Origin of the sequence: Brachybacterium epidermidis (assembly GCF_015209585.1) — a bacterium.
Lineage (GTDB): Bacteria > Actinomycetota > Actinomycetes > Actinomycetales > Dermabacteraceae > Brachybacterium > Brachybacterium epidermidis.
In genome coordinates, this window is record NZ_JADEYR010000029.1 from 1 (window position 1) to 2,111 (window position 2,111).

General features: G+C 66.3%; 4 protein-coding genes. 2 read left to right on the forward strand and 2 right to left on the reverse strand.

The window, feature by feature from the left end; translation table 11 throughout:
- On the reverse strand, positions 1-297 hold a 297-nt coding region (locus tag IOE58_RS14010), incomplete at its 3' end, for a copper resistance CopC family protein (RefSeq protein WP_193866964.1).
- Positions 298-463: 166 nt separating this feature from the next.
- Between IOE58_RS14010 and IOE58_RS14015 the strand changes: the two genes are divergently transcribed.
- Together IOE58_RS14015 and IOE58_RS14020 are read left to right on the forward strand one after the other, a co-directional pair.
- Positions 464-838 carry an ArsR/SmtB family transcription factor gene (locus tag IOE58_RS14015; RefSeq protein ID WP_193866965.1) on the forward strand — a complete coding sequence of 125 codons (375 nt, stop codon included), beginning with the start codon at positions 464-466 and terminating at the stop codon, positions 836-838.
- Positions 838-1,770, forward strand: coding sequence for a cation diffusion facilitator family transporter (locus tag IOE58_RS14020; RefSeq protein ID WP_193866966.1), 933 nt, complete (start codon positions 838-840; stop codon positions 1,768-1,770). The genes IOE58_RS14015 and IOE58_RS14020 overlap by 1 nt, the downstream gene beginning before the upstream one ends.
- A 99-nt stretch (positions 1,771-1,869) precedes the next feature.
- On the opposite strand, the gene IOE58_RS14025 is transcribed toward IOE58_RS14020, so the two are convergent.
- A partial coding sequence (locus IOE58_RS14025) for a C40 family peptidase (RefSeq protein WP_193866967.1) occupies positions 1,870-2,111 on the reverse strand: 242 nt, incomplete at its 5' end.

Sequence of the window (2,111 nt, forward strand, 5' to 3'; positions counted from 1 at the left end):
CACGGCGGGTGTCCCGGTGAAGATCTCCTCGCCGGCGGAGGTGGTCAGTCGCACGGCCGGAGAGAGGTTGAGAACCTCATCGCTGTAGGTGAGCTCGAGCGCCTCGGGAGCCTGCTCGAGGCTTTCGCCTGCTGCCGGGTTCGAAGAGGTCAAGGTGTCGTGCGCCGACGCCGCGGGCAACAATGCGGGCACCACCAGTGGCATCAGTACGGCGGCGAGCAGCCCGAACAGGCTGGCCAGCATGATCCGCACCGCCGTCCCGGTGGTTCCGCGAGCAGCCGTCGTGTCCGCCGTCATGAACGTCTCCTCCTCGGGTGACCCCTCGTGCGGGCCGGTTTGTCCCCATGACCGGGGCGCATCGAGTGTAGCGACGTGCCACCAGCGACCCCTTCGCTCATCTCCCAGGATCGACTCGTCCAGTCCCACCCCTTTACAGAACCCCACACGGCGATATCATCGCCATATGACGATTGATGCGATCCCGGCCGAGCCGCAGTTCGAGGTGGCAGACAGCCATGCCGCGCTCTTCCATGCTCTCGCCGAACCCACACGCTTGGCTCTCCTCCAGCACCTCTCGACCGGTGAGCACCGAGTTCGCGACCTTGTCGAGCACATGCACCTTGCCCAGTCGACCGTCAGCAAGCATCTCTCGTGCCTGCGCGACTGCGGTCTGGTCACCGCGCGTACCGAAGGCCGCGCATCCTGGTTCGCCCTCACCGATCTGCCCCGACTGAGCGACCTGCTCGAGGTGGCGGACGACCTGCTCGATACCTCCGGGACCACCCTCTCCCTGAAGAACCACCGCAACCACGAGAACCTCGAGGACGGAGACCTCTGATGAACTCAGGACACGACCACTCGCACGGCGGCAGCGGGTCGAGCACCGCCCGGACGCGACTCGCCATCGCCTTCGCCATCACCTCCGTCATCGTGCTCGCGCAAGCAGTCGGGAGTGTCGTCACCGGAAGTCTTGCCCTGCTCACGGACACGGCGCACGCCCTCGTCGACGCCTCCGGACTACTGGTCGCGCTGATCGCGGCGACCATGATGCTGCGCCCGGCCAGCAGCAGCCGGACCTGGGGTTTTGCTCGCATCGAGGTACTGGCAGCCTTGGCCCAGGCCACGCTCCTGATCGTGGTCGGGACCTACACCGCCGTTGAGGGCATCTCGCGACTGACGGATCCCCCAGAGATCGCCTCGGGAGAGCTGCTCATCTTCGGCGTGATCGGGCTGGTCGCGAACATTGCAGCGATCCTCATCTTGGCCGGAGGCAAGGATTCGAGCCTCAACATGCGTGCCGCGTTCCTCGAGGTCCTCAATGACGCCCTCGGTTCGCTCGGAGTGATCACGGCCGCGATCGTGATCCAGCTGACCGGATTCCAACAGGCCGATGCACTGGCCGGCTTGTTCATCGCCGCGCTGATCGTGCCCCGCGCGTTCCGCATCATGGCCGAGACGCTGCGGATCCTCATGGAGTACACCCCGAAGGGTGTGGATCTCGATCAGGTGCGTGAGCACATCCTTGCGCTCGACCACGTCCAGGATGTCCATGACCTGCATGCCTCGGCGATCGGGAGCAATCTGCCGATCATCTCGGCGCACGTCGTCGTCGGGGAGGAGTGCTTCGAATCGGCCCACGCATTGCGGATCCTCGAAGAGGTCCATGTCTGCGTCAGGACGCACTTCCCGATAGCGTTCGAGCACGCCACGATCCAGCTGGAGAGCCCGTCCGTGCATCGAGGCGAATCCGAGCGCACCCTGCACACGTAGCCTGCACCGATCCGCACGTCCCCTGGCCGCAGGGGAGCGCGACAAAGCGGCGCGCACCCCACTCGGGGGTGGGGTGCGCGCCGCGAGTAGTCGCTGGACTCAGCGGAAGGAGACGAAGGTGGGATTGCCCCAGATGGTGCGCTCGGTGACGGCACCGGGAGAGCGTCCTGCATCGACGACCTTGTCGCCGCCGGCGTAGATGCCCATGTGGCCGGGCCACACGACGAGGTCGCCGGGCTGGGCCTCGGACTTGGAGATCTGGGTGCCGGCGTCGACCTGCTGGCCGGAGGTGCGCGGAAGGTCGATGCCGACCTGCTTGTAGGCGTACTGGGTCAGGCCGG